This window comes from Paraburkholderia tagetis, assembly GCF_022213065.1.
In the GTDB taxonomy this organism is placed as follows: Bacteria; Pseudomonadota; Gammaproteobacteria; order Burkholderiales; family Burkholderiaceae; genus Paraburkholderia; species Paraburkholderia tagetis.
The window spans coordinates 19,379-45,255 of record NZ_JAKLJA010000036.1; the positions used below are offsets into that span (position 1 = coordinate 19,379).

The following is a 25,877-nucleotide window of genomic DNA, read 5'->3' on the forward strand; positions in this document are numbered from 1 at the left end:
TTGTTCAATCCATTAATCAACATACCGTCTGAAGCCGTTGTGCGCAGACCTGGAGCACCTCGTCCGGATCGCGGCGCCACCAGTGCTCTTTCGAGAATATTTCGACTTCGACCAGCCCTTCGTAACCGGCGCGCTCGACGCTGCCGCGCAGCCCGGGCAGATCGATAACCCCGTCGCCCATCATGCCGCGGTCGAGGAGCAGGTCGCGCGTCTCACGCAGCCAGTCGCACACGTGATACGCGAGCATCCGGCCAGCGCGGCCTGCGGCCTCGATCGACGCATACAGCTCAGGATCCCACCAGCAGTGGTAGGCGTCGATTGCGACGCCGAGAAAGCCGCTGCACTCGGGATCGACCGCCTCGCAAATCTCCAGCGCTTGCGCCAGCGTGTTGAGTACGGCGCGGTCGGCCGCATACATGGGGTGCAACGGCTCGAGCGCGAGCGGAACGCCCCAATCGCGTGCCGTCTCCAGCAGTTGCGCAATGCCGTCGCTTACCTGCGCGCGTGCGGCGGGCAAATTGCGGCTGCCTTCGGGCAGCCCGCCCACCACCATCACGAAGCAGCGCGCGCCGAGCGTCGCGGCGTCGCGCAGCGCGGCCTTGTTCGCGTTGACGTTCGCGGTGAATTGCGCCCGCGTCGCGGCCGGCAGATACGCGGATCGGCAATAGCCGGTGACCGTCAGGCCAAGCGCCTTGATCTGCCTCGCGATCTGCGCGATGTCCGTGCTTTCCACCTCGTGACGCCACGGCGCAATCCCGCCAAACCCAGCCTTCGCGATACGGTCAATCGTGAGGCTGAGCGGCTCGCGGTGACCGAGCGTTGCGGTGTTGATGGAGCACAGGTCGAGTCGTCCGTGAAGGTTTCTCATGATTTTCCAGATTGATATCGACGACGAGCAGTCCGTGCATGCCGCCGTCCAGCGCTTCGATGAGCCGCGCGACGATTGCGTGACGAGTCGAATGCGCCAGGTACATAAAGCACGCATCGCGGTTTGCGAAGTCCATCATGAAGCCGTCCCCAAACTGCATGCCGTAGCCTTCTGGGGAGACGTTAGGCCCGCACTGGAAGTTCGTGAACGCGATGCCGGGAATCTCCGCGAGCCGTCGAATCTGCTCGAAGAAGGCGAGCCGCTGCGGTGGCGTCACCTCCTCGCGGAATCGGCAAAACACCATGTGCCGCACCGGCCCCGATGAGCTCGACATGATCAGCCTCCGCAGCCCAGGGGTTCCATGACCTTGCGTACGCGCCCGATTGCGTCGGCGGGGTCACGCAGCAGGCGGGCCTGATCGGCCAGGCGGAACACGTCCGCGAGATACGCGGGCGGGCGCATGCCGTGGTGGCCACCGGGCATGAAGAAGTGATCCTGGAAGCCGTTCAGATACGCGAGGAACACCACGCCGGTCTTGTAGTACTGCGTCGGCGCACGGAAGATGTGGCGCGACAACGGCACCGTCGGCGCAAGCAGGGCGTTGAAGGTCTCGAGGTCGTCGCCGGCGAGCGCAGCCAGCGCCTGCGACGCGGCGGGCGCGATCGCATCGAAGATGCCGAGCAGCGCATGCGAATACCCGGCCTCGTCGCCCGCGATCAGGGCGGGGTAGTTGAAGTCGTCGCCGGTGTACATTTTCACGCCGGGCGGCAGGCGGCGCCGGAAGGCAATTTCCTTCGCGTCGTCGAGCAGCGAAATCTTGATGCCGTCGACGCGATCAGCATTGGTGCCGATCACGTCGAGGCAGACCTGTGCCGCGCTCTCATAGTCCGATGCGCCCCAGTAGCCCGCGAGCTCGGGATCGAACATCTCGCCGAGCCAGTGGAGGATCACCGGCTGATCGCACATGGCCAGCACCTCACGGTAGACGCGCCGGTAATCGTCCTGGGAGCGCGCCACGCGGGCGAGCGCGCGGCTCGCCATCAGGATGACGCGTCCGCCCACGCGTTGAACGGCTTCGAGTTGTTCAGCGTAGGCGCGGATCACCTGATCGCAGGTCGTGACCGAAGCCGGCGCCACGTGATCGGTGCCGACGCCGGATGCGATCGCCGCGCCGGGAATATCGCGCGTTCCTTCGATCGTGCGCGTAATCAGTTCGAGCGCGCTGCGCCAGGGCAGGCCCATGCCGCGTTGGGCCGTGTCCATCGCCTCGGCAATGCCGAGGCCTTGCTGCAACAGATAGCGGCGGTATTCGAGCGTGCGCTCCCAGTCGATTGCGGGTGCCGCGTTCAGCTCGCCGGCACGCAGCGGATCGGCCACCACGTGAGCGGCCGAGTAGGCGATGCGGTTGAACGGTCGCGCGGGCGCACGCACGTCGAGCGGCGTGCCTTGCACGCGATACATTTCGATCGTGCCCGACGCGGTCGGAAGTTGGAGTGTGAGGTTCATATGCGGATCAGTATTTGGTCACGAGCAGGCCGCCGTCGACGCGGATGGCCTGGCCAACGCTGTAGGGCAGCCCGCCTGTCGCAAGCGTGCGCACGGTGGTTGCCACTTCCTGAGGGGTGCCCCAGCGCTTGATGGCGGTGAGGCCCTGCTCCATCTGCGCGTCATAACGCGCGCGCGATGGCGCCGTCATCTCGGTTTCGATGAAACCGGGCTGCACCTCATACACGCTGACGCCGTGCTCGGCGAGGCGCAGCGAGAACAGCGTGCTGGCCATCGACAGTCCCGCCTTTGATACGCAGTACTCACCACGCAGCGGCGAAGCCGCGACTGCATTCGACGAGGTAATCGTGATGACGCTCGGATGGGGCGCCACGCTCGCCTGCGTGCGGGCCAGCAGGTGCTTCGCGTACGCCTGGGTCAGAAAGAAGGTGCCGCGCGTGTTCACGGCGATGCAGCGATCGAAGCTCTCGGGGGTGACGTCGAGCAGGTCGCCGCGCGACATCACCGATACCCCGGCGTTGTTCACGAGGCAGTCGATCGGGCCAGCGAGCCGCGCCTCGATATCGGTCAGCGTCGCCGGATGCGAGTCGATGTCGGCGAGATCGGAGACCACCGCGATCGCGCGGGCGCCGGTGCGTTCGACTTCGGCGGCGGCCTGGTCCAGCTCGTCCGACGCCACCGCATCGGTGAGCGCCACGTCGAATCCGGCGCGGCCGAGTTCGACCGCAATCGCACGGCCAATCCCGCGCCGGCTCCCCGTGACAAGTGCAACGGGACGCGCGCTCATACCGGGGCTCCGTTGGTGATCAGGTCGCGGGCGATGATGGTGCGCTGGATCTGGTTCGTGCCTTCGTAGATCTGGGTGATCTTCGCGTCGCGATAGAGCCGCTCGACTTCGTAGCCGCGGATGTAGCCGCTGCCGCCAAAAATCTGCACGGCGTTGGCGCTGTGCTTGACTGCCGTGTCGCCCGCAAAGCACTTGGCCATCGAGCAGGCGATGCTCGCCCGGTCGCCGGTTTCGAGCCGCTCGGCCGCATCGTGCACCAGCAGGCGCGCGGCCTGAATGTCTTTCGCCATGTCGGCGAGCATCCACTGGATCCCCTGAAAATCGGCAATGGGGCTGCCGAACTGCTTGCGGGTCTGCGCGTATTCGAGCGCGGCTTCCAGCCCCGCCTGCGCGATACCGACCGCGAGCGCGGCGATGCCCACGCGGCCCTTGTCGAGCACGCTCATCATGATGTGAAAACCCCGGCCTTCCGGCCCGAGCAAGGCGTCGTGCGGCAGCTTCACGCGCTCGAAATGCAGCTCGCCGACCTGCGACGCGCGCTGGCCCATCTTGTGCTCCTTGGGCCCTTTCGAGACGCCCGGCATATGGCAGTCGACGATAAAGATGCTCATGCCGCGCTTGCCCGCAGCCGGGTCGGTGCGCGCGAGCACGAAGGCCAGATCCGCGACTGGCGCGTTGTGGATCCACAGCTTGGCGCCGCTGAGCTCCCAGCCATCGGCCGTGCGCGTGGCGGTCGTGCGGATGCCCGACACGTCGGTGCCCGCGTCGGATTCGGTGATGCAGTACGCGGGCCGGAGCTGCGCCCGCAGCAACGGCTCCATGTACTTCGCGCGCTGCGCATCGGTGCCGTGCACGGAGAGGAGCGTGCCGACCAGCTCGAGCAGGCCGCACTGGTCGGCCACCGACGCGTAACCGCGCGACAGTTCCTCCATCACGAGTGCATAGGCGGTGACATCGAGCCCGGCGCCGCCGAACGCCTCGGGCACCGTGATGCCGAACAGGCCCAGTTCGCCCATCTGCTGGTAGATCTCGGCCGGAAAGCGCTCCTCGCGATCGAGTGCTTCGGCCACCGGGCGGATCACCTCCTGCGCAAAACGCCGCGTGGTTTCGCGGATCTGCTCGTGCGTTTCTGAGAGTTTCATGCTGTCTCCATTCGTCATGGTTTTACCTGTCCTGGCGCTGTATCGAGCCCATGCAGGTAAACCCGAGCTCCGCGCAACACTGCTTGAATTGCCTGGATTCATGTGCCAACATTGGCAACAAGTAACCATCTGGGTGGTTATTTAAGACCAACGAGGGGCCGCTGTCAATGAGCTTCTCGGCCGATCTGAATGGAGGATGTGTTGAACAAGTGGATGGAGGCTGCGGACGCGGTCGAGCAGATTTTCGACGGTGCGACGATCGCGCTGGCCAGTAACGGTGGCGGTGTGCTCGAGCCGGACGCGGTGCTCGCGAAGCTCGAGCAGCGTTTTCTCGAGACCGGGCATCCGCGCGACCTGACGGTGGTTCACGCGCTCGGCATCGGAGACGGCAAGGGGAGTGGGCTGGGACGCCTGGCTCATCCCGGTATGGTCAAACGCGTGATCGGCGGGCACTGGAGCTGGGCGCCTGAGATGCAGCGCCTGGCGAAGGACGACGCCATCGAGGCTTACAGTTTCCCTGCGGGTGTGATTTCGACGTTGCTGCGGGAAATCGGCGCGGGTCGCCCGGGCCTCGTTACGCACGTTGGACTGCGTACCTTCGTCGATCCGCGTATCGACGGGGGCAAGATCAACGCTCGCGCAACCGAGGATCTGGTCGAACTGATCGAACTGGAGGGGCGCGAATATCTTCGCTACAAGCCGTTCAAGGTGGATTTCGCGATTGTGCGCGGCTCATCGGCCGACGAGAGCGGCAACGTCACGCTGCGCCATGAACCGGCGGATCTCGATGTCTACGCGGCGGCGCTCGCGGCGCACAATAGCGGCGGCCGGGTGATCGTGCAGGTGAAAGAGCGCGCGCCCGACGGTTATGTGCCGGCCCGGCTCGTGCGCATTCCCGGCATCCTCGTCAATACGCTGGTCGAGACCCCCGGGCAGGTGCAATGCGTCGTTGCGGATGGCGACCCGGCGCTCAGCGGCGAAGCACTGAGCCCCATCGGCGAAGGGTTCTACGAGATTCCCACGGGCATTCGCCACATCGTCGCCTCGCGCGCGGCGCAGGAGTTGCACGAGGGGCAGTCGGCGAATTTCGGCTTCGGCATTCCGGGTGGCATTCCCGCCATCCTCGCGCAGCAGGGGCGGCTGGGCACCTTCTGGGGATCGGTGGAGCAGGGCATCCACAACGGCGCCATGCTCGACGGCCCGATGTTCGGCACGGCGCGCAACGCCGACGCGATCCTCTCGAGCGTCGATCAGTTCGACTTCTACAGCGGCGGCGGCGTGGATGTCACGTTCCTCGGCATGGGCGAGATGGACGGCGACGGCAACATCAATGTATCGAAGCTTGGCGCAAGCGTGGTCGGTCCCGGCGGCTTCATCGACATCACGCAGGGTGCGAGAAAGATCGTGTTCTGCGGCACCTTCGAAGCCAAGGGATTGCAGGTCGAACAGGTGGGGGCGCGCGTGAACATCGTGAGTCCGGGCAGCGTGCCCAAGCTCGTCGGGCGAGTCCAGCACATCACGTTCAGCGGCGAGCAGGCGCGCATTGCCGGCCAGGAAGTGCTCTATGTGACCGAGCGTGCCGTGTTCCGTCTGGAGCCGAATGGCGTGCGGCTCATTGAAGTGGCGCCTGGGATCGACGTCGAGCGCGACGTGCTTGCGCGCATGGCATTCCGTCCGCTGGTGGACGAAGCGCTGTTGAGGCAGGCGAAGCAGGAAAGGGCGGCTTGAGCCCGGATGGGCAACACGGGAGCGTCGCCAATGCAGCGCTCCCGCCTGGTGGGACGGAGTCAGGGGCGCAGCAGCCTGAGCACGGTCTCGATGTTGAAGTCGAGCCTTGCTTTCAAAGCGTCCTTGCTCATGAAGTCGATGTCGAAGATCAGGCCGCTCGTGTGACGATTGGTCAGGTAGTAGTAACCGATCGCGGCCATCGTAATGTGCAGTTGCCGGGCGTCAACGCCGCTGCGGAACACGCCCGCTTCGACACCGCGATCGAGTATGCGTTGCAACATCGAGATGAAATCATGATGCAGTTCCCTGAACCGTTCGGACTTCTTCAGATGGCTGGCCTTGTGAAGGTTCTCGCTGTTCACGAGCGTCATGAACTCCGGGTGCTTCAGGTAGTAGTTCCACGTATGCGTGGTGAGCGCGACGATCGCCTCTTCAGGGGAAAGATGATCGAGATCCAGTTTCAGTTCGGCGGTGCGGATGTCGGCATAGGCGCTCTCGAGCACGGCCACGAACAGTTGTTCCTTGCCGCCGAAGTAGTGATAGATCATCCGCTTGTTGGCCTTGGACCGCGTCGCGATGGCTTCCACGCGGGCACCGGTCAGGCCCAGTTTCGCGAACTCCATTTTCGCGGCTTCGAGAATGCGTGCCCGGGTCACCTCGGGGTCCCGCTGCTTCGGCGGCTTCGCGGCGCCAGCCTTGGTGGTTCTGGATGCCTGGCCCGCGGGCGTGGTCACAAGAGTCATGTTCGATGGTCGCTGGAAAAGAGGTGGGGGTGCGGCGCTGGTCGCGCTCGCATCATGTCAGCGACTATAGACCAAAAAAGCATTGTCAGGAAGTAACCGGATGGTGCAGAATGGGTGCAAAAAAATGTGTGAAGCGCCGCGTTGTCAACGCATCATCCCGCACGCGCGGTGCGCGTTCGATGCCCGCGTAAAGAGCAAACTCTGGAGGCAGGAATGACCAATCTGAATGAACTTGCAGCGACACTTCGTCTTCCGGTGGAACCAATACGTAGTCCGATGTTTATCGATGGTAAGGAGTACACCGGGAATTCGGGCGAATTCGTTGCGCGCAAGAGCCCCGGCCATGGGGTGCCGGTGACGTCTACCGTGCGCGCCACCGTCGAGGACCTGAATGCGGCGGTCGCTTCAGCGCGCCGCGCCTCCGACGATGGCCGCTGGTCGCGGCTGTCCGGCGAGCAGCGCGCGACGGTGCTGCTCAAGGCCGCGCAGCTCATCCGCGACAACGTGGAGACGCTCACGTATCTGGAGACGCTCGAAAGCGGCAAGCCGATCGGGCAGTCGCGCGGCGAAATCGGCGCGGCGGCGGGCATCTGGGAATATGCGGCCGGTCTCGCGCGCGTCGTGCACGGCGATACGCACGATACGCTCGGCGGCGATCTGTTCGGGCTCGTCGTGCGCCAGCCGATTGGGGTGGTCGGTATCGTCACGCCGTGGAATTTCCCGTTCTTCATCCTTTCCGAGCGTTTGCCGTTCGTGCTGGCAGCGGGTTGCACGGCCGTCGTCAAGCCGGCCGAACTGACCTCGAGCACGACCCTCAAGCTCGCCGCGCTGCTCATCGAAGCCGGCTTGCCCGACGGGGTCGTGAACGTGGTGACGGGGCTCGGGTCGGTGGTCGGCCAGGCGCTCGCGGAACACATGGACGTCGACATGATCTCGTTCACCGGCTCGACGCCGGTGGGCCGTTCGGTGCTCGCCGCGGCCGGCGGCAACATGAAGAAGGTTGGCCTCGAGCTGGGCGGCAAGAATCCGCAGATCGTCTTCGCGGACGCCGATCTCGACGATGCCGCCGATGCCATCGCCTTCGGCATTGCCTTCAACGCGGGCCAGTGCTGCGTGTCGGGTAGCCGCCTCGTCGTGCATCGCTCGGTCGAACAGCAACTCGTCGAGCGCGTGAAGGCCGTGCTGGAAAAGGTACGCGTGGGCGATCCGCTCGATGCCGCCAATCACGTCGGTGCGATTGTCGAGGCGCGCCAGTTTGACAAGATCCGCGGTTTCATCAATGCCGGCCGGCGCGATGGCGCGCAGCTTGTCTGCGGCGGCACGGCCAGCAACGAAGGCGAGCGGTTCTTCATCGAGCCGACGGTGTTTCGCAACGTGCAGCCGCAAAGCGCGCTCGCTCAGGAAGAAATCTTTGGGCCCGTGCTGTCGGTCACGCCGTTCGACACCTTCGAGGAGGCCATCCAGCTTGCCAACGGTGTGCCCTACGGCCTCGCTGCCAGCATCTGGACGCGCGACCTGCAAGGCGCGATCAAGAGCTTCCGCGAAGTCCAGGCCGGCCGGATCTGGGTGAACTGCACGATCACGGGCGGCCCGGAAATGCCGATTGGCGGCGTCAAGCAGTCGGGCATCGGAAGAGAAACGGGTCGTTATGGCCTCGAGGAATACACGGAACTCAAATCGGTGCATATCCAGGTGGGCAGCCGGCCACGCTGGATCGCGTGATGGACGAACGAAAGCGCTCGTGACGAGCCGCGCCAGACGTGGGTGCCACGCGCAGCGTGTAGAAGCAGAACACAGTATCGGAGACAGCAATGTATGACTATGTGATCGTGGGGGGTGGCGCGGCGGGTTGCGCACTGGCGGCGCGTCTGAGCGAGGACGCCAGCTGCCGGGTGCTGCTGCTCGAGGCCGGCCCCGCCGACACCGATCCCTACATCCATATGCCGGTGGGATTCTTCAAGATGACGGGTGGTCCGTTGACCTGGGGATACCGCACCGTGGCGGCGGCGGAAACACAGCGGCGGCAGATTCCGTTTGCACAGGGCCGCGTGCTCGGCGGCGGCGGCTCGATCAATGCGATGGTGTACACGCGCGGCCAGCCCGCCGACTACGACGGCTGGGAGCGTGATGGTTGCACCGGCTGGGGCTTTCGCGACGGCGTGCTGCCCTACCTGCGCCGCATGGAAGACAACGAGCGCCTGTGCAACGAGTATCACGGCGTGGGCGGCCCGCTCGGGGTATCCGATCTCATCAGCGTCAACGAAGTCACCAAGGCCTTCGTGATTGCCGGTCAGGAAGCGGGCCTGCCCTACAACAGCGACTTCAATGGCGCACAGCAGGAGGGCGTCGGCGTGTATCAGGTGACCCAGCGCCATGGCAAGCGCTGCAGCGCGGCGGTCGGTTACTTGCGCGATGCGCGCTCGCGGCCCAATCTCACGATCCGCACCGACTGCCTGGTGTCGCGCATCGTGATCGAGAAGGGGCGCGCAACGGGCGTCGAATTCGCGCCGCGCGGCGAGCCCGGCAACGTGACGATTGCACGTGCTGAACGCGAAGTGATCGTGACCGCCGGCGCCATCGGTTCGCCGAAGCTCCTGATGCTCTCCGGCATCGGCCGTCCCGAGGATCTGGAGCGCGTGGGCGTGAAGCCCGTGCATGCCTTGAACGGCGTCGGCCAGAATCTGCAGGATCACTTCGACATCGATATCGTCTACGAGCTCAACGGTCCCTACAGCCTCGACAAGTACGCGAAGAAGCACATGATGCTGCTCGCGGGACTCGAGTACAAACTGTTCAACAAGGGGCCGGTGACGTCGAATATCGCGGAGGGCGGCGCGTTCTGGTATTCCGATAGCAGCGTGCCGACCCCCGACCTGCAGTTCCACTTTCTGCCGGGCGCGGGCGTGGAGGCCGGTGTGCCGCCTGTGCCGTCGGGTTCGGGCTGCACACTCAATTCTTATTTCCTGCGGCCGCGCAGCCGGGGCAGCGTCGCGCTGCACAGCGCAGATCCGGCCGACGCGCCCATCATCGATCCGGCCTACATTCGCGATCCTTACGACCTGAAGGTCGCCGTCGAGGGTGTTCGCCAGAGCCGCGAAATCATGAGCCAGAACGCGTTGCGCAAGTACATCAAGTGCGAGCACTTCCCGGGCGGCCAGGTCCGTTCGCAGGCCGAGTACGAGGCCTACGCGCAGCAGTACGGGCGCACGGGCTATCACCCGGTGGGCACGTGCAAGATGGGCGTCGACGACCAGTCGGTGGTCGATCCGCAATTGCGCGTGTATGGCATCGAAGGCTTGCGTGTCGCGGATTCGTCGGTGATGCCGCGCATCGTCAGCTCGAACACGAACGCCCCTACGCTAATGATCGCGGAAAAGGCCGCGGACCTGATTCGCGGTCTGGCGGCGCAGCCGATGCGCATGTCGGGATGTCTCGCAGCCCTGTCGGGCCGGACCGCGACGCGCGAGGCCGCGGCGGCCTGACAACGGGTCGCGAGTCCAGATAAGGGAAGACCCCGAACGACGTATTCCCGCCATTAAGTAAATATCCAGTTATTTATTAAATTGCCCTGACCGCAGGGCGCTTTTGCCCGGAGGAGACATCATGTCCAGACAGGATCAGCGCGCAGGCGTTTCACGCCGCGATTTCATCAAGCTCGGTGCAGGCGCGGCTTTCGCCGTGGCGGGCGGCGGCCTGTCGGGCCTGTCGTTCGGCGCGGGACAGACCACGCTGGCCTGCTCGTTCCGCTCGTTGACCAATCCGTACTACACGGCATTCAACAAGGGCGCGCAGGACTTCGCGAAGAGCGTCGGTCTGCCGTATGTGCCGCTGACCACCGAAGGCAGCTCGGAAAAGGGCATCGCGGACATTCGCGCGCTGCTGCAGAAGACCGGGGGCAACCTCGTCCTCAACGTCGACCCGAACGATTCGGCCGACGCACGGGTCATCGTCGAGACGTGCTCGAAAGCCGGCGCGTTCGTGACGACGATCTGGAACAAGCCGAAAGATCTTCACCCGTGGGACTTCAACCCGAACTACGTGGCGCACCTGTCGTTCGACGGTGTGGCCTACGGCGAGGCTACGGCGACTGAGCTGTTCAAGGCCATGGGCGGCAAGGGCGGTGTCGTGGCACTTGGCGGCATTTTCAGCAACGTGCCGGCAATCGAGCGCAAGGCGGGTCTGATGGCTGCCCTGAAGAAGTTCCCGGAGATCCAGTTGCTGGACTTCCAGGTGGCCGACTGGGATTCGCAGAAGGCCTTCCCGATCATGCAAGCGTGGCTCACCCGTTTCAATTCGAAGGTCAAGGGCGTGTGGGCGGCGAATGACGACATGGCGCTTGGTGCAGTCGAAGCGCTTCGTGCGGAAGGACTCGCCGGCCAGCTGCCGGTTTCCGGGATGGACGGCACCACGCCCGGGCTCGCGGCCGTCAAGGTTGGCGAACTCGTGACGACGGTCGACTGGGACCCGTACTGGCTGGGCGGTATCGGGCTGTCGATGGGGCTTGAGGCGAAGCAGAAGAAGGTCGATGTCGCGACCCTGTCGAAGGACCGGCGTGAGTCGTTCTGCAAGGCGACCCTCGTCACGAAGTCCAACGTGCAGGCCGTCATCGCTCGCGAGAAGAACCCGGGCGCCGACTGGAACAACCTCTATGCCCGCGTGGCGGGACCCGTGGTGTATCGATGAACAAGCTCTCCGCAGTGCCCACCCGGCAGGCCATCCACACAACAACACCGGGAACCCGCTCCGTTTCGCTGCGCGCGCCCGCACGGCAGTTCTCACCGCTGCTGGTTCTCGTGGCCCTCGGCGTATGCATCGGCGCGCTCAATCACGACTTCTTCGATCCGATGAACCTGGCGCGCATCGCGATTGCCGCGGCGATCCCGCTCACCATCGCGCTGGGCGGAACCTTCGTCATCCAGCTCGGCAGTATCGACCTGTCGGCGGAGGGCATCGTGGCGGTTTCGGCGATCACGGTATCGATGCTGGTCGAGAACTCGTACAACGACAACCATTTCGGGTTGTGGGCGCTGGGAGTGGCCATCGCCGCGGGTATCGTGCTGGGCCTCGCCAACGGCGTGCTGCACGTGTTCCTGCGCATCCCATCGTTCATCACCACGCTCGCGGTTGGCTTTGTCGCGTCGGGGATCGGAACGGCATGGCTGTCGGGCAACACGATCCGGGTCAGCGACACGGCCCTGCGCTCAATCGCGATCACGCGCTACCTCGGCCTGCCCCTGTCCGTGTGGATCGCGGGGCTCACGCTCGCGCTCGCGTGGTTCATCTACCGGCATACGCTGCTTGGCCGCCACACCCTGGCCATCGGCGGCGGCGAGGATCTCGCCCGCCTGAGCGGCGTGAGGGTCGCTCGCGTGCGCATTGCCATCTTCGCGCTGGCCGGCGCTTTCTACGGTGTAGCGGGCATTCTCGCCGTTGCGCAATATGGCCAGGGCCATGCGCTCATCGCCAGTGGACAGCTGTTCGTCGCCATTACGGCGATCGTCGTGGGTGGCACCTCACTCGGCGGCGGCAACGGCAGCCCGATTAATACGCTGATCGGCACGCTCATCGTGGTGGTGCTCGCCAATGGCATGGTGCTGCTCGGCGTGCCGCCCTATGTGCAGCAGGGCATCCAGGGCCTGCTGATCATCGCCGCGGTGACGCTCGCGCTCAATCGCTCGCGTCGGCGCATCGTCAAGTGAGCGGCCGGAGAACAGACATGCTGACACTCAAGAACGTTACCAAGCGCTTTCCGGGCGTGCTGGCCCTGAACGACGTCACCATCGAAATCCGGCCGAATGAAATCGTCGGTCTGATCGGCGAGAACGGCGCGGGCAAGTCCACGCTCATGAAGCTGCTGACGGGCGCATTCCGCCACGACAGCGGCGAGATCATGCTCAACGGCAAGCCGATGGTGATTCGCAATCCGCGCGACGCCACTTCGAAGGGCATCGCAATGGTGTATCAGGAGCAGTCGATCCTGCCGAACCTGACCGTTGCCGAGAATCTGTTCCTCGGGCGCGAAGAGGATTTCGTCACATTCGGGCGGCTGAACTGGAGGAAGCTCAAGCGCGCGGCCCTGAAAGAACTCGCCACCGTGCATCTGGACGTCGATCCACTGGCGCTGTGCGAGGACCTGTCGTTCGGCCAGCGCCAGATGGTGGAGCTCGCGCGTGCCCTGTCGCTCGCAAGCCGCACGGGCGGCACGCCGGTCATCCTGCTTGACGAGCCCACTTCGGTGCTCGAAGCCGCCGAGATCGAGATTCTGTTCCGGCTTGTGGGTGAGCTCAAGTCGCGCGCCTCGTTCGTGTTCGTGTCGCACCGCCTCGACGAACTGCTGACACTCAGCGACCGGGTGTATGTGATGAAGGACGGCAAGGTGGTGTCTGAAATGCCGGCGGCCAATGCTTCGGTGGCAAAGCTCCACGAACTGATGGTGGGCCGCTCGCTGCACGGCGAGTACTACCGGGAGAACCTCCAGAAGCCGTGCCGGCCCGAGGTGGCGCTGTCGGTGAGCCATGCATCGCTTGGCCATGAGCTGAACGACGTGTCGTTCGAGGTCTACCGCGGCGAGGTATTCGGTGTGGCAGGCGTGGTGGGGTCGGGGCGCGAGGAGTTGTGCCGCGTGATCGCAGGCCTCGAAAAGCTCGACGCCGGCGAGGTCACAGTAGGCACGACGCGTCTCAAGCCGCACGCGAATCATGCCGTCGCGCTGGGGATCGGCTACGTCCCGCGCGAGCGCAAGGTAGAAGGGCTCGTGACGCAAATGAGCGTGGCGCAAAACCTGACGTTGCCGCGTCTGGGTGCGGTCAGCCGTGCCGGCGTGGTGAAGAAGGCAAGCGAGCGGGCGCTCGCCAACGAGTGGATCCAGCGTCTGCATATCAAGACGCCGGGCCCCGATGCATCCTGCCGCAACCTCTCGGGCGGCAACCAGCAAAAGGTCGTGCTCGCGAAGTGGCGCTTTGCAGGCAGCCAGATTCTCGTACTCGATCATCCGACACGCGGTCTCGACGTGGGGGCGAAGGAAGAGGTCTATCAGCTCATCCGCGAACTGACTGCGGAGGGCGTTGCCGTGGTGCTGACCGGCGATACGCTCGAAGAGATTCTCGGCCTCAGTCACCGGGTGATGGTGATGCGCGACGGCCGGGCGCAAACGATCCTGCCGTGCGAGGTCGGGCACAAGCCCTCGCAGGTCGAAATCGTCGAACACATGGTCTGAGGTCAACATGTCACTTCTGAACGCTTCACTCAAGACAAAACTCGGCGAGAACGCGCCATTTATCGCGCTGATCGCGCTGTATCTGCTGATCGAGATCGCGCAGCCGGGCTTCCTCGCGCTGTCGACGCAGCTTGGCCTGCTGGCCGACAGTTCCACCTTGTTCATCATGGCCGCCGGTACGACCTTCGTTGTGTTGCTCGGCAGCATCGACCTGTCGTTGCAGGCGGTGGCGTCGCTGTCGAGCGTGATCGTCGCGATGCTGCTGCCGCGCTATGGCGCGTTTGCCGCTGTCGTTGCGCTCGCGGCATCGTTTGGCATCGGCTTCGCGAGCGGTGTGCTCCAGACCGTGCTGAGGATTCCTTCTTTCATCGCGACGCTCGCGGTGGGCGGGATCGCATCCGCGGCCGCATTGACGCTCTCGGGCACGCGCTCGATTGCGATCAGCGACGAGATGCGCAATGCGTCGCTCGGCTGGACCACCGGCTCGTCGTTCGGTGTGCCGCACGAGATCCTGCTCGGCATTGCGGTGTTCGCATTTTGCGTGTTCCTGCATCGCTCGACGGTCTTCGGTCGACATACCGATGCGATTGGTGCCGGCGAGCCGGCGGCAATCGCATCGGGCCTGCGCGTGCCGGTGACCAAATGCCTGGTGTTCGGAACGTCGTCGTTCTTTGCCGGACTGGCGGGCGTTGTGATGGCCGGGCGTCTGGGCAGCGGCTCGCCCACGCTGGCCGACCAGTTTCTGCTGCCTGCGATTGCGGCGGTGATCGTTGGCGGGACGGCGCTCACAGGTGGCTCGGGCGGCATTACCCGAACACTGGTTGGCGCGTTGCTGGTATCGGTTGCACGCGTCGGCATGACTTTCGTTGGCGTCAGCGTGTTCGCGCAGCAGATCGTGTTCGGTCTGATCCTGATCGTTGCGGTGACCGTCGCTTTCGATCGTTCGAAGGTGCTGATCGTCAAATAAGCGTCAAGCGAGTTCTGATCCGGCGTGTTCGAGCCGGTTTTTACTGAGGGAGTGGTTTGCACATGAAGGTCCTGGTGCCAGTCAAGCGCGTGGTTGATTACAACGTGAAGGTCCGTGTGAAGTCGGACGGCAGCGGCGTCGATATCGCGAATGTGAAAATGTCGATGAATCCGTTCGATGAGATCGCGGTGGAAGAGGCGGTTCGCCTGAAGGAAGCGGGCGTAGCCAGCGAGGTCATTGCCGTTTCGTGCGGTGTGGCGCAGGCGCAGGAAACGCTGCGCACGGCGCTTGCGATCGGCGCGGACCGCGCAATCCTCATCGAGTCGAATGAAGACCTGCAGCCGCTCGCCGTGGCGAAGCTGCTCAAGGTCCTCGTCGACAAGGAGCAGCCGCGGCTCGTGATTCTCGGCAAGCAGGCCATCGACGACGATTCGAACCAGACCGGCCAGATGCTCGCCGCGCTGGCGAACCTGCCACAGGCGACGTTCGCCTCGAAGATCACCGTCGCAGATGGCAAGGCTACCGTCACGCGTGAAGTCGATGGCGGCGCGCAAACGCTGTCGCTGAAGTTGCCCGCCGTGGTCACGACCGATCTGCGCCTGAACGAGCCGCGCTACGTCACGCTGCCGAACATCATGAAGGCGAAGAAGAAGCCGCTGGAGACGGTCAAGCCCGAGGACCTTGGCGTCGATGTGACGCCGCGTCTGAAGACGCTGAAGGTTGCCGAGCCGCCGAAGCGGTCGGCCGGCGAGAAGGTGCCGGACGTGAAGACGCTGGTAGAGAAGCTGAAGACCGAAGCCAAGGTGATCTAAGGGTTCAGGGAGCACAGAGAAATGACGATTCTGGTTATTGCCGAGCATGACAATGCGTCCGTCAAGGCCGCGACGTTGAATACGGTAGCGGCGGCTGCCGTAATCGCAACGTTCCTTGACACGGAAATTCATGTGCTGGTTGCGGGCCACCATGTGCGAAACGCGACGGAAGAGGCCGCGGAGATCGCGGGCGTTTCGAAGGTACTGCTGGCCGATGCGGAGCAACTCGAAGCGGGCCTCGCCGAGAATGTCGAAGCGACGGTGCTCGCGCTTGTGCAAGATGCGGCGAAGAACTACACGCACATCCTCGCGCCGGCCACTGCGGCGGGCAAGAACGTGGCACCGCGTATCGCTGCGAAGCTGGACGTCGCGCAGATCAGCGATATTACCTCAGTCAATAGCGCCGATACTTTCGAGCGCCCGATCTACGCGGGCAACGCCATCGCTACGGTTCAATCGGTTGATCCGGTCAAGGTGATCACGGTCCGCACGACGGCATTCGATGCCGTCGCAGCCGTTGGCGGCAGCGCAACGGTCGAGAAGATCGAAGCGGCAGCAGACAGCGGCCTCTCAAAGTTCGTGAGCCGCGAGGTGATGAAGCTCGATCGTCCTGAACTCACGAGCGCGAAGATCATCGTCTCGGGTGGCCGGGGTCTGGGCAGCGGCGAGAACTTCGCGTTGGTGCTCGAGCCGCTGGCCGACAAGCTCAACGCGGCACTGGGCGCCTCGCGCGCCGCGGTGGACGCGGGCTACGTGCCGAACGACTACCAGGTGGGCCAGACGGGCAAGATCGTGGCGCCGCAGCTGTACATCGCGGTCGGTATTTCCGGCGCAATCCAGCACCTCGCCGGCATGAAGGACTCGAAGGTGATCGTCGCAATCAACAAGGACGAAGAAGCGCCGATCTTCAGCGTCGCCGATTACGGTCTGGCTCAGGATCTCTTCCAGGCCGTTCCGGAACTGACTGCATTGATCTGAACAAACCTCCCTTTGGACATACCGATGCGCAAAATCCGAATTGCGATTGCAGGCGCCGGTCTGGCTGCCACGCCTCATGCACTTGCCCTGAACGAGTTGCATGACGAAGTGGAGGTCGTCGGCGTCGTCAGCCGTTCGCGCGAACGGCTGGAGCGGTTCGCCGGCACGCACGGTTTTCCCGTCGGCGAGTCGTTCGACGCGGTGCTGAAGGATCCTCGGGTCGATGCCGTTCTGGTGCTCACGCCACCGTACTCGCATCTCGACTTCGTCGAGCAGGCGGCCGCCGCGCGCAAGCACGTGCTGCTTGAAAAGCCGCTCGACATATCGATGCCGCGCGCAGAACGTGCGGTCGAGGCCTGCCGCGCCGCCGGCGTGCAGCTTGGCGTGGTGTTCCAGAACCGCTTTCGTCCAGCAGTGCAGCGGCTCGCAACGCGGGTGAAGAGTGGCACGCTCGGCCCGCTCGCCTATGCGGGCGTGGACATGCGATGGTGGCGCCCACAGTCCTACTACGACGAACCTGACCGCGGCACGTATGCCCGGGACGGCGGGGGCGTGCTGATGACTCAGGCGATTCACTCTCTCGACATCCTGATATGGCTGGCAGGAGACGTGTCGTCGGTGACGGCTGCGACCGCGACGAGCGTATTGCATTCGATGGAGTCGGAAGATTTCGCGAGTGCCGCACTCACCTTCGAGAGCGGCGCGGCCGGTCAGGTGTTCGCCACGACGGCAGCATTCCCGGGCTTTCCCGAGCGTATCGAAGTCGTCGGCAAGCGTGGCACGGCGGTGCTCGAAGGTGGTCATCTGCGGGTGTTCTTCCAGGATGGCCACACCGACGAATTCCACGATCCATCGTCATCGGGCTTCGGCGCAAGGCCGATGGACTTCTCCCATACCGCGCATCGTGAGCTCCTCAAGGATTTTGCCGCAGCCATCCGCGAGGATCGCGCGCCCCAGGTCACTGGCGACGATGCGCTACGTGTGCAGCGCCTGATCGAACGCATCACCACACACACGGCAGGCCCACAGTGACACACGTCGATGGTGAAACACGGGTAGTTGCGATTCTGGGCGATCCGATCGCGCAGGCAAAATCGCCGGAACTCTTCAATGCGCTCTTCGAGCGGTACAAGGTCAACGCGGTGCTCGTACCGTTTCATGTGCCGACCGCAAACTTCGGCACGGTCCTTGAAGGGCTGCGCGGCGTGGTCAACCTGGCCGGCGTGGTCGTCACGGTACCGCACAAGCTGCTGGCATGCGCCTATACAGCGCATCTATCGGATGCGGCGAGGCAGACCGGCGCGATCAATTGCCTGCGCCGGGAGATGGACGGCACGTGGACGGGTGCGATGTTTGATGGCGCCGGCTTCGTGGCGGGCCTGCATGGCCGCAAGCATGACGTGTGTGGCAAGTCGGCGTTGATCGTCGGTGCCGGGGGGGCCGGCGTGGCGGTCGCACACGCCCTGATCGATGCTGGAGTGGCGTCGCTCGATCTTTTCGACAGCAATGCGGCGTCGCTGCAGCGGCTTGCCGGCGCATTGCGGGCGCGCAATAGCAGAACGGTGATCCGCGAAAGCACGGCATGCGCACAGGCTTCGCATGACCTTGTCGTCAATGCGACGCCATGCGGGATGCGCGCCGGCGATACGCTACCGATCGACCTGACCGACGCCGGCCCACAGACTGTCGTCGCGGACCTGATCATGAAACCCGCAGAAACGGGTCTTCTGGCGGCCGCGAAAGCACGGGATCTTGCCACCCATCCGGGCCGTCACCTGCTCGAAAATTCGATCGAAGCGATGGCCGCGTTTCTGCGTCTAATTCCCACGTTGTCGACACGCCCGGCCGCTGTGGACAACGCGGACAGCGCCGCTGCATAGCGTAGGGAGAACCCCTGGGCGAAACGCGCTTGATGGATCGTCGGAGCGGGATTAATATGCCCAAGACGTAACCATCTGGATGGTTACTTATTCGACGAAAAAAGTAGATACCCTAACTCACGGCAGGAGACGGGATGGATCCGGTAGCAAAGCGTAAATGGCCGCGTTCGGGGCTCGAAACGACGGTGATGGGCTTCGGCGCGGCGCCGATCGGCAATATTTTCAGGCCGATCACGGAAGAGGACTCGGCCGCCCTGATCAAGGCGGCTTGGGACGCCGGCGTGCGTTATTTCGACACCGCGCCCATGTACGGCCACGGCCTGAGCGAGGCGCGCTGCGGGCAGGGGTTGCGCTGGTATCCGCGCGACCAGTATGTGCTGTCGACGAAAGTGGGGCGTCTTTTGAAGCCGCGCAAGCGCGCAGAGATCGACTTCACGCCGTGGGTCGACGGGTTGCCGTTCGAAATGCAGTTCGACTACAGCTACGACGGCGCGATGCGCTCGATTGAGGACAGCCTGCAGCGCATGGCGCTGGAGCACATCGATATTGCACTGATCCACGATATCGACGCCTACACGCATGGCGATCGTCAGCCGGAAATGTTCGAGGCGGCGATGTCAGGTGCGGCGAAAGCACTGCTGAAGCTGCGCGACGAGGGCGTCGTGAAGGCGGTGGGCGTGGGCGTCAACGAGTGGCACGTCGCGCATGAAGCGATCCGCCGCAACGACTTCGACTGCCTGCTGCTGGCCGGGCGCTATACGCTGCTCGAGCAGGATGCGCTCGACGGCTTCCTGCCGCTGTGTGAAGAGCGGCAGGTGTCGGTGATTCTTGGCGGCGGCTACAACAGCGGCATTCTCGCGACCGGTGCCGTGCCCGGTGCGAAATACAACTACGCACCTGCGCCGGAAGCTGTTCTCGAACGTGTGCGCAAAATCGAGCTGGTGTGCCGCGAATTCTCGGTGCCGCTAAAAGCCGCGGCGCTGCAATTCGTTCTCGGCCATCCGGCGATTCCGACCAACATTCCGGGCGTGCGCTCGGTTGCGCAACTCGAAGACAACCTGCAGACCTTCCGCGCAGATATCCCGCCGGCGTTCTGGGACGAACTGAAGCGTCGGCAGCTGATCCGGCAGGACGCGCCCACGCCCCGATAGCGGCACCGGCCGGGCCGCAATTCAGTCTACGGCGGGCAACACGCCCGCATGTCCGCCCTGGATCACCAGGGCGGATGGTTCAGGTCGTCTTCGCGTTTTATCGTCAGGGGAAAAGTTATGAAAGCTGCTGTACTCGTTGCGCCGATGGAGTTCGAGTTGCGCGATGTGCCCGTTCCCGAATGTGGCCCATCCGATGTGCTGATCAAGGTCGAGCGGTGTGGCATCTGCGGCACGGACCTGCACATCTATCACGGCAACTATTCGCGCGACCGGCTGCCGCTGATTCCGGGGCACGAGTTCTCCGGGACGATCGCCGAGATGGGCTCGGCGGTGACAGGGTTGAGTATCGGCCAGCAGGTGACCGCCGACATCAATCTCGGCTGCCGCAGCTGCTTTTACTGCCGCAAGAACGAAGTCCTCAATTGCGCGCAGATGGTTCAGCTCGGTATCCATGTGAACGGTGGGATGGCCGAGTACGTGCGCGTGCCCGCCTATGCGGTCGTGCCCTTGCCAGCAGCGATGCCTGTGGAGGAAGGCGCGATGGTCGAGCCGCTCTCGTGCATCGTGCGGGCGTTTCGCAAGAGCCATCTGCGTCTCGGCGAGAGCGTGCTGGTGATCGGCGCAGGACCGATCGGCCAGATGCACCTGCAGCTCGCTTTGCGCGCGGGCGCGGCGCCCATCATCGTCGCCGAGCCGAATGCCGAGCGCGCTCAGCTCGCGAAAGAGCTGGGAGCCGATGTTGTCGTGTCCGACCCGGCGCAGGTAGAGACCTCCGTGCGGGCGGCGACCGACGGCCGCGGTGTCGACGTAGCAATCGAAAGCGTGGGTTTGCCCGAGCTCTACGAACAGGCGTTCACGCTGATCCGGCCGGGCGGCCGTGTGATTGCGTTTGGCCTTGCCAAGCCGGGTCATTCGTTCAGGATCTCCGCGCTAGATTTCGTGCTGCGCGAGCAGGGGGTGCAAGGGAGCGTGGCCGGGATGGGCGACGACATGCACGAGGCGGCAACCTTGCTCGGTTACCGGCGCGTGAACGTTGCACCATTTCTCACCACGATCTACCGGCTTGACGACGTGCAGGCGGCGTTCAGGCGTCTGGCGGAAGACAGGAGCGTCCTCAAGATCCAGTTGCAGGTCGCATGAGCCGCTCGGGTCGGTTCGCACAGCGTGAAGCTACATCAGCCAATCGTCATATTGCGTCACAGAGGCAGTCCATGAATGCGCTGGAAGTGAAGGGAATCAGTAAGGCCTATCCCGGCGTGCGGGCGCTGGATCGCATCGCGTTCTCATGCAGCAGAGGGTCGGTGCATGCGCTCGTTGGCGAGAACGGTGCGGGCAAGTCGACGTTGATCAAGATCCTGAGTGGCGCAACCGCCCCCGACGAGGGCGAGTTGCTGCTCGACGGGGAGTCCTACTCACCGGGATCTCCAAGCGAAGCGGTGACGGCAGGAGTATCGACTATCTACCAGGAGTTCAATCTGATTCCCGGATTGAGCGTCGCCGAGAATATTTTTCTGGGCCGCGAGCGGGTCACTCGTGGGTTGCTCGATAGCACGTCGATGCGCACGGAGGCGCAGGCGCTGCTTGCGCGCATCGGTGCACCGATCGACGTGCGCCGGCGCCTGAGCACGCTGTCGGTAGCGGAGCAGCAACTCGTCGAGATCGCAAAGGCACTTGCCGTTTCGGCGCGGGTGCTGATCATGGACGAGCCGTCCGCCACGCTCTCAGATCACGAGTTGACGCTGCTCTACAACGTCGTGAGGACGCTTTCGCGCGACGGTGTGACGATTCTCTATGTGTCGCACCGGATGGATGAAATCTCCGACCTTTGCGATACGTGCACGATCCTGAAAGACGGCCGGTCGGTCTGCACGCGCAGGGTGGCTGAGCTCGATCGCGCGTCGATGATCCGGCTGATGGTCGGCCGCGAAGTCGATACGCGTTTTCCGGACCGGCGCGGTGGCGGCAAGGCAGCCGACATCGTGCTCGACGTGAGTGGGCTGCGTACCGAGCAGCGCGTGAAGGACGTCTCGTTCAACGTGCGCGCGGGCGAGATCGTGGGCCTCGCGGGGCTCGTCGGCGCGGGACGCACGGAAGTGGCCCGCGCGATCTTCGGACTCGATCCCGTTGTCGCCGGCGAGATTTCGCTCGCCGGACGCCCGCATCGTCCCGCGACACCGGCGCAGGCGATCGCGGCGGGCATCGCGCTCGTGCCGGAAGACCGCAAGACCCAAGGGCTCGTGCTCGGTCTCAGCATCCGCGAAAACGCGATGCTGCCTACGCTTGCCAGCATTTGCCGTCTGGGTTTCATCGACCGACGTCAGGAGCGGGCGCGGGTGGCCGCTGTGTGCCAGGAACTGGCCGTGTCGGCCTCGAGCGCCGAGGTGCCCGTCGGCACGCTGTCCGGCGGCAATCAGCAGAAGGTCGTGTTCGGCAAGTGGATGGCTCATGACTACACGCTGCTGATTCTCGACGAGCCCACGCGCGGCGTCGATGTCGGCGCAAAGGTCGAGTTCTACCGGCTGATCGACGAGATTGCCCGCTCAGGCAAGGCGGTGCTGCTGATTTCGTCGGAACTGCCGGAACTCCTCGGCATGGTCGACCGCATTGTCGCGCTGCGTGACGGGGTGGTCACCGGAGAGATAGCCGCGCACGGCGCGACGGAAGAGTCGGTCCTTCAGATGATAGCGAGATAAATCATGGCATTCGCAAAACCCATTTCTGGTACGGAGACGAACGCGCGATTTTCAGGTGGCGCGTATCGACGAATTGAACTTATCCAGCGCTTCGGTATTTTCGCTATTTTCCTGCTGCTATGCCTAATAGCCGCCGTGTCGTCGCCTTATTTCCTCACGGCGGAAAACCTGTTGAATGTCGTGCGCCAGGTGTCGGTCGTCGGCCTCACGTCGCTCGGCATGACCTTTGTCATTTTAACGGCAGGCATCGATCTGTCGGTCGGTTCCATCCTTGCACTGACGACGCTCGCCGTCGCGGGACTGAAGCCGTACGGACCCGTGGCGTCGCTGGTGGGAGGGTTGGCGGTAGCGCTCGTGTGCGGTTGGCTGAACGGGATCATTACGACCCGGGGGCGCGTGCAGCCGTTCATCGTCACGCTCGGGATGATGACCGCGCTGGTCGGCGTGGGACTCGCCTATTCGGGCGGCGAACCGGTCATCGGCGCCCCGCGGGCGCTGGCCTGGATCGGCCGCGGCCGTCTCGCCGGCGTGCCAGTGCAGGCACTGCTCTTTATTGTCATGGCGGTGGCCTCGGCGGTCGTTTTGCGGATGACACGCTATGGGCGGCATGTGTACGCGGTGGGCGGGAACGCCGAAGCGGCACGTCTGTCCGGCGTGCCGGTCGACAGGGTTCGTGTGGTGGCCTATTGCCTGTCGGGCCTTTTTGCCGGCCTGGGCGGGCTTGTGATGGCGACGCAACTCAATATCGGCGAAGCGAATCTCGGTAAGGGACTTGAACTGGATGCGATTGCCGCAGTGGTGGTCGGCGGCACCAGTCTTTCGGGCGGGGTGGGCAGCATTGGCGGCACGATCATCGGCGTGCTGCTGATAGGCATACTGAATAATCTGCTCAACCTGCTCAACATTCCGGCCTACACGCAGTTGATCGTCAAGGGCGCAATTATCGTGGGTGCCGTGCTGATTCACGCTCAGCTCAGTCGTTCGAAAGGCCGCTAACGCGGACGAAAAACCAAGGAGACACTCATGTTCAAGCTGAAACTGGTGCATGCCGCCGCTGCGGCGGCGCTGATACTCGGAGGCGCTTCGAGCGCATTCGCGACCGAGACGATCGGTCTTTCGCAGGAGAGTCTTGATCACCCGTGGCTCGCCACACAGCGCAAGCAGATCGAGGACGCTGCGAACAAGGCGGGCGTGCGCGTGTTGGCCACCGACGGGCAGGGCAATGTGGCCACGCAGATCGCCGGGATTGAGGATCTCGAGTCCAAAGAGATCAAGCTTTTGATGGTGCAGGCGGGCAAGGCCGAAGGCTTGCGCCAGGAGCTGGCGTCGCTCAAGGAGCAGGGTATTCCGTACATGTTCGTGGGTAAGCCTATCGAAAACGCCGGTGCGATCACGATGGTGTCCGGGGACAATCGCGCGCTCGGCGAGGACGCGGGCCGGTTCATCGTCGACACGCTGACGAAGAAGAATGGCAAGGCGACCGGCAACATCGTGATTCTGGAGGGCATTCCGGGCGACGAGACGTCGGTGAACCGGATTGGCGGACTGACTTCGGTGACTGGGAAGTATCCTGGCATCAAGGTGGTGGCGCGGCAGCCCGGCGACTACCGCCGGCCGAAGGCGTATGCGGTGATGCAGAACATCCTGCAGGCGCACCCGCCGGGCACAGTGGACCTGGTGTTCGCGGCGAACGGCGAGATGGCGCTGGGCGCGATCCAGGCCATCAAGGAAAGCGGCCGTTCGAAGGAAATCAAGGTACTGGGCATCGACGGCCAGAAGGAGGAGTTCGATGCGATTCGGGCCGGCGACGAAGCTGCGACATGGTTGTATCCTCCCGCTGGTACGGAAGGCATGGCTGTCGCGCTCAAGATCCTGAAGGGGGAAAAGGTACCGGCCAAAATCGTGCTGCCGACGGTGCGCGTGACGAAGGACAACGTCAATACGGTTCAGCCGGCGTTCTAGCGTCAAGCTCTGCACGGGAGATTGCCCGGTCCGGAACTGTTCGAGGCCTCGCCGCTGGCAGTAGATCGCCTGGATCGGGTTTGAATATTTGGAGAGGCAGCCGGTGGATAGATCAGCCTACAGGTGGCGTATTTGTGCGCTGCTTTTTTTTGCCACGACAATCAACTACCTCGACCGACAGGTTCTCGGGCTGCTGAAGCCCGACCTCGGGGTCCGGTTCCATTGGACCGAAAGCGAATACAGCTACATGGTCGCCGTGTTCACCGCATGTTATGCATTCGGACTGATCCTCTCCGGGAAAATGGTCGACAGGTTTGGCGTCAAGCTCGGCTACGGCATCTGCGTGCTGGTCTGGAGTATTGCGGCATGCGGACATTCCCTCGTGCGCGACACGCTGGGGTTTGTTCTCATGCGCGGGCTGCTTGGCGTTGCGGAGTCAGGTAATTTCCCGTCGGCGGTCAAGGCGGTCTCCGAGTGGTTTCCACGCAAGGAGCAGGCATTGGCCGTCGGTATTCTGACCTCAGGTACCAGTATCGGCGCGGTGGCAGCACCTGCGGTGGTGCCGTGGCTGGCCGCTTCTTATGGTTGGCAAGCGGCATTTCTTGTCACGGGTTTAGTCGGCGTCGTCTGGTTGGGGTTGTGGTACCTGATGTACTCCACGCCGCAGAAGCACAAGCGCGTTTCCGTCGCCGAACTGAAGTACATCGCGGAAGAACGTGTCGACAGCGAAGAGCGGGGTGCGTCCGTGGGCTGGCTTTCGTTACTGCGGGTCCGGTCCACCTATGCGTTTATCGTGGGCAAGCTGCTCACTGACCCCATCTGGTGGTTCATGCTGTTCTGGCTCCCTTCGTATTTCTCGTCACACTACCATCTCGATCTCAAGAATCTCGGGTTGCCGCTCGTGGTGGTCTATGTCGCGACGTCGATCGGGAGCATTGTGGGCGGATGGCTGTCGTCGTGGCTGATCGCCCGGGGTTGGGGCGTCAATCGAGCCCGTCAGACGGCGATGCTCGGACTGGCTTTCCTGGTCGTGCCGATCGCATTCTCGTCTTGGGTCGAGAATATGTGGTCGATGGTCGGCCTGCTGAGCCTTGCAGCTGCTGCGCATCAGGGATGGTCCGCGAATCTGTTTACGACGGCATCAGACATGTTTCCGAAACGGCTTGTCGGGTCGGTCGTCGGTATAGGTGGTATGGCCGGGGCTATCGGGGGGACGCTTTTTCCGCTGTTTGTCGGCGTCCTGCTTGACCACTTCAATGCGCTCGGAAACATCAATACGGGTTACAACATCCTGTTCGCCGTGTGCGGCTCCGCATATCTCGTCTCATGGGCACTTATGCGTTTGATCCGGCCCGCCGACACGGATGCAAACCTGGGTACGTTGACGGTCAATTCTTCAATTTGAAAGAGCAGAATGCTGCCGAAGTTAATCATAAAGGAACTG

General features: G+C 63.8%; 23 protein-coding genes. 17 read left to right on the top strand and 6 right to left on the bottom strand.

Annotated features, from left to right (window positions below; translation table 11 throughout):
• Positions 1 to 16 precede the first annotated feature (16 nt).
• From L5014_RS29550 to L5014_RS29570, 5 genes are read right to left on the bottom strand one after another with little or no spacing between them, the layout of a single operon-like run.
• Positions 17 to 868 carry a sugar phosphate isomerase/epimerase family protein gene (locus L5014_RS29550; RefSeq protein ID WP_238467342.1) on the bottom strand — a complete coding sequence of 284 codons (852 nt, stop codon included), beginning with the start codon at positions 866 to 868 and terminating at the stop codon, positions 17 to 19.
• Positions 783 to 1,202 (bottom strand): Dabb family protein, encoded by a 420-nt coding sequence (locus L5014_RS39085; protein ID WP_420800162.1) that lies wholly within the window; start codon positions 1,200 to 1,202, stop codon positions 783 to 785. Before L5014_RS39085 ends, L5014_RS29550 begins: the two co-directional genes overlap by 86 nt.
• 2 nt (positions 1,203 to 1,204) lie before the next feature.
• The gene (locus tag L5014_RS29560; protein WP_238467344.1) at positions 1,205 to 2,374 is read right to left on the bottom strand and encodes a dihydrodipicolinate synthase family protein; all 1,170 of its coding nucleotides are present in this window, start codon (positions 2,372 to 2,374) and stop codon (positions 1,205 to 1,207) included.
• Between the two features lie 7 nt (positions 2,375 to 2,381).
• Positions 2,382 to 3,161, bottom strand: coding sequence for a 3-ketoacyl-ACP reductase (locus L5014_RS29565; RefSeq protein ID WP_238467345.1), 780 nt, complete (start codon positions 3,159 to 3,161; stop codon positions 2,382 to 2,384).
• Positions 3,158 to 4,303, bottom strand: a complete 1,146-nt coding sequence (locus L5014_RS29570; protein WP_238467346.1) for an acyl-CoA dehydrogenase family protein — start codon at positions 4,301 to 4,303, stop codon at positions 3,158 to 3,160. Before L5014_RS29570 ends, L5014_RS29565 begins: the two co-directional genes overlap by 4 nt.
• 189 nt (positions 4,304 to 4,492) lie before the next feature.
• On the opposite strand from L5014_RS29570, the gene L5014_RS29575 reads away from it, so the two are divergent.
• Positions 4,493 to 6,031: an acyl CoA:acetate/3-ketoacid CoA transferase gene (locus L5014_RS29575; RefSeq protein WP_238467347.1), complete on the top strand. Its 1,539-nt coding sequence runs from the start codon at positions 4,493 to 4,495 to the stop codon at positions 6,029 to 6,031.
• Between the two features lie 59 nt (positions 6,032 to 6,090).
• Here L5014_RS29575 and L5014_RS29580 read toward each other — a convergent pair whose 3' ends face one another.
• Positions 6,091 to 6,774, bottom strand: coding sequence for a TetR/AcrR family transcriptional regulator (locus L5014_RS29580; protein WP_238467348.1), 684 nt, complete (start codon positions 6,772 to 6,774; stop codon positions 6,091 to 6,093).
• 213 nt (positions 6,775 to 6,987) lie between these two features.
• On the opposite strand from L5014_RS29580, the gene L5014_RS29585 reads away from it, so the two are divergent.
• The 16 genes from L5014_RS29585 to L5014_RS29660 all read left to right on the top strand — a co-directional run bounded on the left by L5014_RS29585 (position 6,988) and on the right by L5014_RS29660 (position 25,838).
• Positions 6,988 to 8,496 (top strand): aldehyde dehydrogenase family protein, encoded by a 1,509-nt coding sequence (locus L5014_RS29585; protein ID WP_238467349.1) that lies wholly within the window; start codon positions 6,988 to 6,990, stop codon positions 8,494 to 8,496.
• Positions 8,497 to 8,585: 89 nt separating this feature from the next.
• Positions 8,586 to 10,256: a GMC family oxidoreductase gene (locus tag L5014_RS29590; protein WP_238467350.1), complete on the top strand. Its 1,671-nt coding sequence runs from the start codon at positions 8,586 to 8,588 to the stop codon at positions 10,254 to 10,256.
• 121 nt (positions 10,257 to 10,377) lie between these two features.
• Positions 10,378 to 11,457 (top strand): sugar ABC transporter substrate-binding protein, encoded by a 1,080-nt coding sequence (locus L5014_RS29595; RefSeq protein ID WP_238467351.1) that lies wholly within the window; start codon positions 10,378 to 10,380, stop codon positions 11,455 to 11,457.
• Positions 11,454 to 12,473: an ABC transporter permease gene (locus L5014_RS29600; protein WP_238467352.1), complete on the top strand. Its 1,020-nt coding sequence runs from the start codon at positions 11,454 to 11,456 to the stop codon at positions 12,471 to 12,473. The genes L5014_RS29595 and L5014_RS29600 overlap by 4 nt, the downstream gene beginning before the upstream one ends.
• 17 nt (positions 12,474 to 12,490) lie before the next feature.
• Positions 12,491 to 13,990 (top strand): sugar ABC transporter ATP-binding protein, encoded by a 1,500-nt coding sequence (locus tag L5014_RS29605; RefSeq protein WP_238467353.1) that lies wholly within the window; start codon positions 12,491 to 12,493, stop codon positions 13,988 to 13,990.
• Positions 13,991 to 13,997: 7 nt separating this feature from the next.
• On the top strand, positions 13,998 to 14,957 hold the full coding sequence (locus tag L5014_RS29610; protein WP_238467354.1) for an ABC transporter permease: 960 nt from the start codon (positions 13,998 to 14,000) through the stop codon (positions 14,955 to 14,957).
• A gap of 62 nt (positions 14,958 to 15,019) precedes the next feature.
• Entirely contained in the window at positions 15,020 to 15,769 is a 750-nt protein-coding gene (locus L5014_RS29615) for an electron transfer flavoprotein subunit beta/FixA family protein (RefSeq protein WP_238467355.1), read from the top strand.
• 21 nt (positions 15,770 to 15,790) lie between these two features.
• A complete protein-coding gene (locus L5014_RS29620; RefSeq protein WP_238467356.1) occupies positions 15,791 to 16,747 on the top strand; it encodes an electron transfer flavoprotein subunit alpha/FixB family protein in 957 nt (318 codons plus the stop codon).
• Positions 16,748 to 16,771: 24 nt separating this feature from the next.
• Positions 16,772 to 17,779: a Gfo/Idh/MocA family protein gene (locus L5014_RS29625; protein WP_238467357.1), complete on the top strand. Its 1,008-nt coding sequence runs from the start codon at positions 16,772 to 16,774 to the stop codon at positions 17,777 to 17,779.
• On the top strand, positions 17,776 to 18,627 hold the full coding sequence (locus tag L5014_RS29630; protein ID WP_238467358.1) for a shikimate dehydrogenase family protein: 852 nt from the start codon (positions 17,776 to 17,778) through the stop codon (positions 18,625 to 18,627). The genes L5014_RS29625 and L5014_RS29630 overlap by 4 nt, the downstream gene beginning before the upstream one ends.
• 134 nt (positions 18,628 to 18,761) lie before the next feature.
• A complete protein-coding gene (locus L5014_RS29635) occupies positions 18,762 to 19,778 on the top strand; it encodes an aldo/keto reductase (RefSeq protein ID WP_238467359.1) in 1,017 nt (338 codons plus the stop codon).
• Positions 19,779 to 19,895: 117 nt separating this feature from the next.
• Complete coding sequence (locus L5014_RS29640; protein WP_238467360.1) at positions 19,896 to 20,918, top strand: zinc-dependent alcohol dehydrogenase; 1,023 nt, start codon at positions 19,896 to 19,898, stop codon at positions 20,916 to 20,918.
• 71 nt (positions 20,919 to 20,989) lie between these two features.
• The gene (locus L5014_RS29645) at positions 20,990 to 22,471 is read left to right on the top strand and encodes a sugar ABC transporter ATP-binding protein (protein WP_238467361.1); all 1,482 of its coding nucleotides are present in this window, start codon (positions 20,990 to 20,992) and stop codon (positions 22,469 to 22,471) included.
• Positions 22,472 to 22,474: 3 nt separating this feature from the next.
• Positions 22,475 to 23,467, top strand: coding sequence for an ABC transporter permease (locus L5014_RS29650; RefSeq protein ID WP_238467362.1), 993 nt, complete (start codon positions 22,475 to 22,477; stop codon positions 23,465 to 23,467).
• 27 nt (positions 23,468 to 23,494) lie between these two features.
• Positions 23,495 to 24,433, top strand: a complete 939-nt coding sequence (locus tag L5014_RS29655; protein WP_238467363.1) for a substrate-binding domain-containing protein — start codon at positions 23,495 to 23,497, stop codon at positions 24,431 to 24,433.
• A 103-nt stretch (positions 24,434 to 24,536) separates the two neighbouring features.
• Positions 24,537 to 25,838, top strand: a complete 1,302-nt coding sequence (locus tag L5014_RS29660) for an MFS transporter (RefSeq protein WP_238467364.1) — start codon at positions 24,537 to 24,539, stop codon at positions 25,836 to 25,838.
• Positions 25,839 to 25,877 lie beyond the last annotated feature (39 nt).

What these genes read in the sequence shown, in the direction of transcription:
- L5014_RS29550 (WP_238467342.1), bottom strand. Translation starts at nt 868, where the DNA reads ATGAGAAACCTTCACGGACGACTCGACCTGTGCTCCATCAACACCGCA.
- L5014_RS39085 (WP_420800162.1), bottom strand. Translation starts at nt 1,202, where the DNA reads ATGTCGAGCTCATCGGGGCCGGTGCGGCACATGGTGTTTTGCCGATTC.
- L5014_RS29560 (WP_238467344.1), bottom strand. Translation starts at nt 2,374, where the DNA reads ATGAACCTCACACTCCAACTTCCGACCGCGTCGGGCACGATCGAAATG.
- L5014_RS29565 (WP_238467345.1), bottom strand. Translation starts at nt 3,161, where the DNA reads ATGAGCGCGCGTCCCGTTGCACTTGTCACGGGGAGCCGGCGCGGGATT.
- L5014_RS29570 (WP_238467346.1), bottom strand. Translation starts at nt 4,303, where the DNA reads ATGAAACTCTCAGAAACGCACGAGCAGATCCGCGAAACCACGCGGCGT.
- L5014_RS29575 (WP_238467347.1), top strand. Translation starts at nt 4,493, where the DNA reads ATGGAGGATGTGTTGAACAAGTGGATGGAGGCTGCGGACGCGGTCGAG.
- L5014_RS29580 (WP_238467348.1), bottom strand. Translation starts at nt 6,774, where the DNA reads ATGACTCTTGTGACCACGCCCGCGGGCCAGGCATCCAGAACCACCAAG.
- L5014_RS29585 (WP_238467349.1), top strand. Translation starts at nt 6,988, where the DNA reads ATGACCAATCTGAATGAACTTGCAGCGACACTTCGTCTTCCGGTGGAA.
- L5014_RS29590 (WP_238467350.1), top strand. Translation starts at nt 8,586, where the DNA reads ATGTATGACTATGTGATCGTGGGGGGTGGCGCGGCGGGTTGCGCACTG.
- L5014_RS29595 (WP_238467351.1), top strand. Translation starts at nt 10,378, where the DNA reads ATGTCCAGACAGGATCAGCGCGCAGGCGTTTCACGCCGCGATTTCATC.
- L5014_RS29600 (WP_238467352.1), top strand. Translation starts at nt 11,454, where the DNA reads ATGAACAAGCTCTCCGCAGTGCCCACCCGGCAGGCCATCCACACAACA.
- L5014_RS29605 (WP_238467353.1), top strand. Translation starts at nt 12,491, where the DNA reads ATGCTGACACTCAAGAACGTTACCAAGCGCTTTCCGGGCGTGCTGGCC.
- L5014_RS29610 (WP_238467354.1), top strand. Translation starts at nt 13,998, where the DNA reads ATGTCACTTCTGAACGCTTCACTCAAGACAAAACTCGGCGAGAACGCG.
- L5014_RS29615 (WP_238467355.1), top strand. Translation starts at nt 15,020, where the DNA reads ATGAAGGTCCTGGTGCCAGTCAAGCGCGTGGTTGATTACAACGTGAAG.
- L5014_RS29620 (WP_238467356.1), top strand. Translation starts at nt 15,791, where the DNA reads ATGACGATTCTGGTTATTGCCGAGCATGACAATGCGTCCGTCAAGGCC.
- L5014_RS29625 (WP_238467357.1), top strand. Translation starts at nt 16,772, where the DNA reads ATGCGCAAAATCCGAATTGCGATTGCAGGCGCCGGTCTGGCTGCCACG.
- L5014_RS29635 (WP_238467359.1), top strand. Translation starts at nt 18,762, where the DNA reads ATGGATCCGGTAGCAAAGCGTAAATGGCCGCGTTCGGGGCTCGAAACG.
- L5014_RS29640 (WP_238467360.1), top strand. Translation starts at nt 19,896, where the DNA reads ATGAAAGCTGCTGTACTCGTTGCGCCGATGGAGTTCGAGTTGCGCGAT.
- L5014_RS29645 (WP_238467361.1), top strand. Translation starts at nt 20,990, where the DNA reads ATGAATGCGCTGGAAGTGAAGGGAATCAGTAAGGCCTATCCCGGCGTG.
- L5014_RS29650 (WP_238467362.1), top strand. Translation starts at nt 22,475, where the DNA reads ATGGCATTCGCAAAACCCATTTCTGGTACGGAGACGAACGCGCGATTT.
- L5014_RS29655 (WP_238467363.1), top strand. Translation starts at nt 23,495, where the DNA reads ATGTTCAAGCTGAAACTGGTGCATGCCGCCGCTGCGGCGGCGCTGATA.